General features: G+C 70.2%; 5 protein-coding genes. 2 read left to right on the forward strand and 3 right to left on the reverse strand.

The window, feature by feature from the left end; genetic code table 11:
- From DSY14_RS25840 to DSY14_RS25850, 3 genes are all read right to left on the reverse strand, one after another.
- On the reverse strand, nucleotides 1-578 hold a 578-nt coding region (locus DSY14_RS25840; RefSeq protein ID WP_211719220.1), incomplete at its 3' end, for a protein kinase.
- Between the two features lie 500 nt (nucleotides 579-1,078).
- On the reverse strand, nucleotides 1,079-3,370 hold the full coding sequence (locus DSY14_RS25845) for a serine/threonine-protein kinase (RefSeq protein WP_211719221.1): 2,292 nt from the start codon (nucleotides 3,368-3,370) through the stop codon (nucleotides 1,079-1,081).
- Nucleotides 3,371-4,705: 1,335 nt separating this feature from the next.
- On the reverse strand, nucleotides 4,706-5,032 hold the full coding sequence (locus DSY14_RS25850) for a helix-turn-helix transcriptional regulator (RefSeq protein ID WP_211719222.1): 327 nt from the start codon (nucleotides 5,030-5,032) through the stop codon (nucleotides 4,706-4,708).
- Nucleotides 5,033-5,216: 184 nt separating this feature from the next.
- Between DSY14_RS25850 and DSY14_RS25855 the strand changes: the two genes are divergently transcribed.
- Both DSY14_RS25855 and DSY14_RS25860 read left to right on the forward strand, forming a co-directional pair.
- Nucleotides 5,217-6,281: an LLM class flavin-dependent oxidoreductase gene (locus DSY14_RS25855; RefSeq protein ID WP_211719223.1), complete on the forward strand. Its 1,065-nt coding sequence runs from the start codon at nucleotides 5,217-5,219 to the stop codon at nucleotides 6,279-6,281.
- A 267-nt stretch (nucleotides 6,282-6,548) separates the two neighbouring features.
- Nucleotides 6,549-7,416: serine/threonine-protein kinase (locus DSY14_RS25860; protein WP_211719224.1), on the forward strand; the 868-nt coding region annotated here is incomplete at its 3' end.

A 7,416-nucleotide genomic window follows, 5' to 3' on the forward strand; every position in this document is an offset into this window, starting at 1 on the left:
GCCGAGCCCCGCTCGTAGCGTTCGGGGGCCAGCCAACCGAGGCTCTCGGAGCACTGGGCGGGGGCGCTCGGGTCGATGCGGCGGGTGATACCGAAGTCGAGGACCTTGGGCCCGTCACCGGCCACGGTCACGTTGTCGGGGCGCATGTCGCCGTGGACCATGTCCAGGGAATGGAAGGTGGCCAGGGCCTCGGCGAGCCCGGCCGCCAGGACGAGAAGCCGTTCCCCACCGAAGGGGCCCTGAGCCCGCAGGTGGTGCTGGAGTTCGAAGCCGGGGACGTATCCCATCGCCGACCAGGGTCGATCCTCGTGGATGCCGCTGTCCCGCACTCCGACGGCGCACACACCACCGAGCGGAGGGGCGGGGGCGACCTCACCGGCGGTCTCGGCGTCGACGGCCCATGCGGCGGCGGCGACCTTCAGGGCCATCGTCTCGTGGTCCGGGGAGACGGCGGCGTACAGGGTGCCCAGGCCGTCGGCTCCGAGCCTCCCGACCAGCCGGTAAGGGCCCACCTGGAACGGGTCGCCGTCGGTCAGGGGGGTGACGTTCGGCGGCAGAGCGGGAGAGGAGAAATCCATTGGGGGCAGCTTTCCACACATCAGGGACGGTTGTGGTGGCCTGTGCCGGGATAGCACATTCAATCCCGTGGTTCTGCGAATCTACCCAATCGGCGGGATGCTCGTCGCCGAAGCAGAGAGGCCGAAAGTCCCTTCCGGAAGACCGATCGCGGCCTTTCGACGGCCCTCCGGACACACGCGCGGACATCGACGCGCACCGCGAAAGCCGCTGCTCATCGCGGATCACGCCACCCTCTCCCATTACGGGGACCCAGCGATGAGACACGCGTCATAGCATCCGAATGCCGCATTTCGCGTCGCCGGCCGTTATCAGGTTGTTGGGGTGTCGATGGGACATCGAGCGCCGAGCGGTCGTCCACGTCACACCACGACGACACCGCTCACGCCCGGCGTCGATCCCCTGCCGGCCCACCGGTCGCGGCGGACCCGCCTTCCTCGGACCCGTCGCCGCGTGGGCGGCCGGCGAGACCACCCGGGAGGGGTCGACCGGCAGGGAGGGCTCAACCGGGGAAGTCGGACAGGTGACCGCGCAACAGTTTGAGCTGTTGCTCGCTGCCCTCCTCACCCTCGTCCTCCTCGGGAGGAGGCGCGTCGACGCTCTCCCCCACCGGGGTCAGGGGCCTGGTCGACACCCCGGGGGCCTCGTCCAGCCGCCGGCGCAGCTCGGCGGCCTCCCCGCGCTGGTCCCGACCCAGGACCACACCGATCGCCAGGAGCGCCACGCCCGCCGAGGCCATCACCACCGCGAGCACGACGAGGGTGGCCGTGTAGACGACACCCACCAGCAGACCCACCCCGGCCATGACCCCGCCCGCCACCTGCATCACCCGGGGCAGGACGCGGAAGGCCCCGCCCTCCAGACCACGCAGGCGCTCCTCCAGACGTTGCCGCTCCACGTCGCCGATCCGCTCGTCGGCCGAACGGCGGCGATGCCGGCCCTCCTCGGCCACGACCGCGCGGTGTGCGCTTCTGGCCTCGGCACGGTCGCGCAGTCGCTTACCGCGCTCGGCCACCGTCAGGAGGTCCTCCCTCTGCGCACGCAGGGCCACGGCCACGGGCCACGGATCGTCGGCCTCGGCGATGGCCGCGCGCACCCGTTCGTACACCGGTTGTTCGGCGCCCTCCTGGAACCCGTACGTCACCCAGGCCACCAGTGCGGGCCGGTCCGCGTCGCGCTTGTCGTGGGTGGCGAGCATGTGGACGAGGTCGCCCTGACGTACCGGGGAGATCTCCCGGGGGGTGAAGTCGAGGGCCTCGGCGATCCCGTTCATCCACTCCCGCCCACGACGGAGTCGCTCGAAGAGGACGGTGGCCTGACGGGCGACCCGGCCGTAGAGGACACAAGGAGCGCCCCACACGCAGGGATCGTGTTCGTTGCGGTAACAGTGGTGCTTGCCGAACGCCCCCAGCAGGTCGTACCGCTCGATGAGGTGCATGAGTCGGTCGTGCTCGCGTGCGCGGTAGGGCCAGGCCCGCCCGTCCCGGGTACTGAACAGCGCGCCCCAGGACATGTCGACGTCGCGAAAGAGCGCACCCAGGTCGGGGTTGAGTTCGGCGACGAGGTGGGCGGCCTGCACGTCGGCCCCGCCGTGGTCCTCCGGCAGCGCCCCCACGATCCGGTGCGCCTCGGTCTCGGTCTCGGGCAACCAGCGCAGCAACGCGTGGCGTTCGCGCGGCTCGCGCAGGGTCTCGTGCGCCTCCAGCCACCGTTCCTGCATGCCCGCCGCGAGTTCGACGGGGTCGGCGTAGTACACGCCGGCGATCTGGAAGGGGGAGCGCCGGCTGCCGCTGACACTGCGCCAGTAGGCGCGCACGCCCTCCTCCAGCAGCAGGGTCCCGCTCTCGTGCCCGGCGTCGACCCGCTCGTGTTCGGGCGCCACGTCCCTGCCCAGCAGGATGGCGAGGAGCTGGTAGGAGCTGGGGCGCCGCTCCGGTTCCTTGTGCAGGCATCCGGACACGACACGGGCGAGGTACTCGGGCACGCCCCGCAGGTCGGGGGCGTCGTGCTTGATCCGCTCCAGGATCCGATGGTCGTTGGGCGCGTCGAACACGTGCCGGCCGGTCGCCGCGAAGGCCATCACCGCACCCCAGGCATGGACGTCGATGGCCGCGGTGACCTCGGACCCGTCGGCCTGTTCGGGCGCCATGTACCGCGGGGTGCCGATGAGCCCGCTGGCCAGGGCCATACGGCGGTCCAGGGTGCGGGCGATCCCGAAGTCGATGACCCGCACGCCCTCGCTGGTGATGATGATGTTGGTGGGCGTGAAGTCGCGGTGGACGATGTTGGCGCTGTGCACGGCCCCCAGCGCGGTGGCGGTGGCCAGCGCCAGCCGGAAGAGGGGATCGCCGTCGAGGGGCCCGTCCTCCTCGACGAGTTCACGGAGGGTGCGTCCCTTCACGTACTCGGTCACCACCCAGGGCGGGTCGTCCTCGGTACCGGAGTCGAAGACCTCCGCGATGAAGTACCTCTTGACCCGCTTGTTGTGTTCGACCTCCTTGCGGAAGCGCTCGCGGTTGCGCTCTCGCTCGGTCGAGGAGGCGGCCTGCGGGTCGTGCAGGACCTTGACCGCGGCCAGATGCCCGTCGAGACGTCGCCCCAGATAGACGGTGCCGAAACCGCCCATCCCCAGCATCTCGGTGAGGCGGTACCCCGCGACGGTCTCACCGATCCGGTCCCCGGCGTCGTCGCCGGGTCGGTCGACACGGCCGGCGAAACCGTGTCCGCCCGCCTCGAGACGGCCGGTCGGTTCTCCGGGACGGTCGGCTTCGGGATCTTCATCACCGATGTTCACGAGTGACCCTTCTGCAGGCTGGGGGGCGTGCGGCACACGACGGGAAAGAGCGATGCCGTACTTCACCTCATGGTGCTACGCAATGCCCGCTCGGATGCCTTTCTCACCTGTCTCCCCCGCCCGGAAGCGGCCATTGTGCATTCGGGTCACGACCTTGCATCGGACTCCGGGCGCCCACCGAACTTCCGGCCGTCGCCGCGCGTGCGCGCTCGGGTGTCACGAGGAAACAGGCCACCCCCGCGCGACATCCGTGACCGTCGACACAAGCCCGGCAACCCCCTGCAACGTTCGGGCACCCGACGGTCACAATGCCTTCGAACGCCGCCCATCAGGCCCTTCGTCCCGAATCCAGTTGCTTCCTGACGAGACCGTCGCACCACCATCAAGTGGTTCCTTCGCGGACATACGAACCAACAAAAGATGGCCAAGGTCTCCCATCCCAAACATTCCGGAAGCCCTTGCCCCGGGCATGGTGGCCGAGTGCGGTCAATGCCGAAGATCAACTTCGATGATTAACCACGAATCCCTGCGGGCGGGCGGTGTTCTCAGGCATACTCGATGACGTCGGACAGCCGACGGCGCCGGGCTTCGCACGCGAGGACCCTAGCCGTCGCGGTGTCCACAGGATGTGCTCGACGCACCACGTCATCGCCTCCTTCGGAGAGGTCGTGTCGGCCACGACCCGAACCCTCGAAGAAGGTCTGGAATGGTCCGGCGAGGCGCTAGAGTACATCGCGGACCCGCTTTTCCGCGTTAGTCACACGAGGTCAGGCGGGTCGAACAGGGAGAGGAATATCGAGGGTTCGCCATTCCCGGGAAGAACCTTTCGATAGTCCTATTTCCGTGGCACGACGGTGGGGTTTATCGGGGGAATCCACGTTCTTCACGCACGTGGATGCCTCACCACGCCACGGGGCCTCTGGATCACCTGCCCTCCGGCCACCTGGCGCTCCGAGGGGAAGGGGACCAGCGGGTTCAGGGGCCCATCTCACAGGGGGTGGAGGCCCGGCAACCTCTCATTTAGGGGGGAAGAGGTTGTCGGGTCTTCCACATTCTCCCGACTCCCCTTCTCGGCACGAGAACCCCACGGTGCTCTCACCCCCGCCGTCTCTCGGCCGACCGCCACGGACGGCGTACGCACCGAAGGCCACAGAACCCCGCCACGGGAACGGGCCGCGGTTCGGGAACTCGGCAGTGACCGACTTCGTTGGCCCCATCGTGAGCGAGCGCAGGGCGACCCCGATCGCGGCGACACCGGCCACGCACGGCCCCCGTGTCCCCGCCCCCTCTCGCACACCCGTGCTCCGCCCCGGGCGCCGAAGCGCGCCCGGGACACTACCGGTCCCGGCAGCTCAGCACCGTCTCCAGGAGCCCCGGGAAGCGCCCCTCCAACTCCTGGTCGCGCAACGACACGAAGCAGCGCGTGCCCTCGGTCCGGTTCTGCACCAGACCGGCGTTGCGCAGGATCTTCAGATGGTGGCTGAGCGTGGACTGGGCGATGGGCAGATCGATGTCCTTCCACGCCCGCTCCCCCTCGAACGCGGCGAGCATGCACACGATCCGCAGGCGTGTGGGCTCGGCCAACGCGGACAGGACCGTGACCAGTTCCACGTCGCCCAGGGCCGGATGATCCGGCCCCTTGGACCCACCCCGTGCCGCCACGTCCCCACCTCCACGTCCACTCGCACGTCGCCGATCCGAACGCACGGTCGCGTGCGCGCGCACGGCCCCGATCACCCCCTCCGACCGATCCGGTCGGATTTGGTATGCGTTCAGTCGCGAGTGTACCGTCAATGTTCGATGATCGTCGATCATCGAACATTCGAGGTCCGTGGGGGTAAGTGAGATGACCGCAGCCGAGAGCACCACCGGAGACCGCCCCGGTTCACCCGTACCGGGGGGCCGACTCGCCCTGTCCGTCCTGGACCACGCGAGCATCGTCGAAGGCTCCGAACCCGGCCAGGCCCTCCGTGACGCCCGGGAACTCGCACAGAACCTGGAGCGCTGGGGCTACACCCGGTTCTGGCTGTCCGAACACCACAACATGCGCGCCATCGCCAGCGCCGCCACCTCGGTGGCACTCGGTTTCATCGCCGAGGGCACCTCCACCATCCGCGTGGGTTCGGGCGGTGTCATGCTCCCCAACCACTCCCCCCTGGTGATCGCCGAACAGTTCGGCACGCTGGCGTCCCTGTACCCGGGCCGCGTCGACCTGGGACTGGGACGCGCACCCGGCACCGACCCGCGCACGATGCGGGCGCTGCGCCGCGACCACGCCTCCTCCTCGACGTTCCCGCAGGACGTCCAGGAACTCCAGGCCTTCTTCGAGCCGGCCGTCCCGGGTCAGCCGGTGCGCGCCGTGCCCGGGGAAGGACTGCGGGTACCGCTGTGGGTCCTCGGATCGAGCCTGTTCGGCGCCCAGTTGGCCGCCCACCTGGGACTGCCCTACGCGTTCGCCTCGCACTTCGCGCCGCAGGCGCTGTACGAGGCCCTGGCCTCCTACCGAGAGACCTTCACCCCCTCCGAACAGTCCACACGGCCCTACGCCATGGCGGGCGTCAACGTGTTCATCGCGCCCACCGACGACGAGGCGCACCACCTGTTCACCTCCATGCAGCAGGCGTTCCTGGGCACGTTGCGCAACGCGCGCGGGCTGCTCCAGCCGCCGATCGAACCCAAGGCGCTGGACACCATGTGGCGGCCCGGGGAGAAGCAGCAGCTCGACTCGATGCTGCGCTACTCGTTCGTGGGATCGCCCGAGACCGTCAAGGCGAAGATCGACGGGTTCGTCGCCGACACCGGTGTGGACGAGCTCATGGTCTCGTCGATGATCTACGACAAGAAGGCCCGCATGTACTCGTACGAGGCGCTGGCCGACCTGTACGACCTGGAGGCGCCCCAGGGCGGCTGAAGGGAACAGACCCTGGTCGGGGGAACCGGGTCAAGGGTGACGGCACCGGGTCAGGCAGGGCCCGGAGCCGTCTCTCCCGACCACCGGGGTGTGGGGCGGGGCCGTGAGGGCCCCGCCCCACTCTGTCATCGGGTGGGCGGAGTCCGCTCGTGATCGTGCCGTACGGTGAGTGCTCGCAACCGGTCGCCCCGCCGGTGCATCTTCCCGGACATCCCTTTCCCCTGGTTCAGAAGGACGGCCGTGCGCCCACACCCCGCCACTCCCCCGATGACACCCCTGGAGCCCTCCGACCCACGCCGTATCGCCACTTTCGACCTCCGTGGTCGGTTGGGGGTCGGCGTCCTGGGCGTGGTGTACGCGGCGCTGGCTCCCGATCAGAAGTGGATCGCCGTCACGCTGGCCCACGCCGAGCTCGGCCGCGACCAGGGGTTCCGGGAGCGTTTCACCCGTGAGGTCAGGGCGATGAGCCGGATCCGGGCACGCTGCGTCGCGCCGGTGCTCGCCTACGACACCTCCGGCGAGCGACCCTGGTTCGCCACCGCCTTCCTGCCCGGACCCACCCTGGACGCGCGACTGCGCACGCAGGGTCCTCTGCCCGAGGCCGGGGCTCGCCTGCTGGCGGCGGGAACCGCGGAGGCGATCGCCGCCGTCCACGCCACCGGAGCGGCCCTGCGGAACCTCACACCCACCGACGTCATCCTGACCCCCGACGGCCCCAAGGTGCTCGACGCCGGGATCACGCGCGCCCCGGACGGTGCCGGGGCGTCCGGAACCGGGGGCATGCCGGGATCACCCGGAGAGAGGGGCCCGGAGCATCCTCGGGACCGGAACGGCCCCGAGGCCGACGTGTTCGCGTGGGGCGTCCTGGTGGTCCACGCGGTGACGGGTCGGCCGCCGTTCGGCACGGGCCCGGCGGGGGAACCCGCGGCCGGACCGCCCCAGGACGGACCCGACCTGCGCGACGTCCCGGAGAGTCTGCGGGGCGTCGTCGCCCGGGCCCTGGCCGAGGACCCCGCCGCGCGGCCCACCGCGGAGGAACTCGTGGGCCTGCTCGCCGGCGAGGGGACCGTGCCGCGCACAGCCGAGGAGAGGGCGGCCCTGGTCGACGCGCTCATCGCGCGGGACCGGACGGCGC

Source organism: Nocardiopsis sp. MG754419 (assembly GCF_018207095.1).
Classification (GTDB): Bacteria; Actinomycetota; Actinomycetes; order Streptosporangiales; family Streptosporangiaceae; genus Nocardiopsis.

What these genes read in the sequence shown, in the direction of transcription:
- DSY14_RS25855 (WP_211719223.1), top strand. Translation starts at nt 5,217, where the DNA reads ATGACCGCAGCCGAGAGCACCACCGGAGACCGCCCCGGTTCACCCGTA.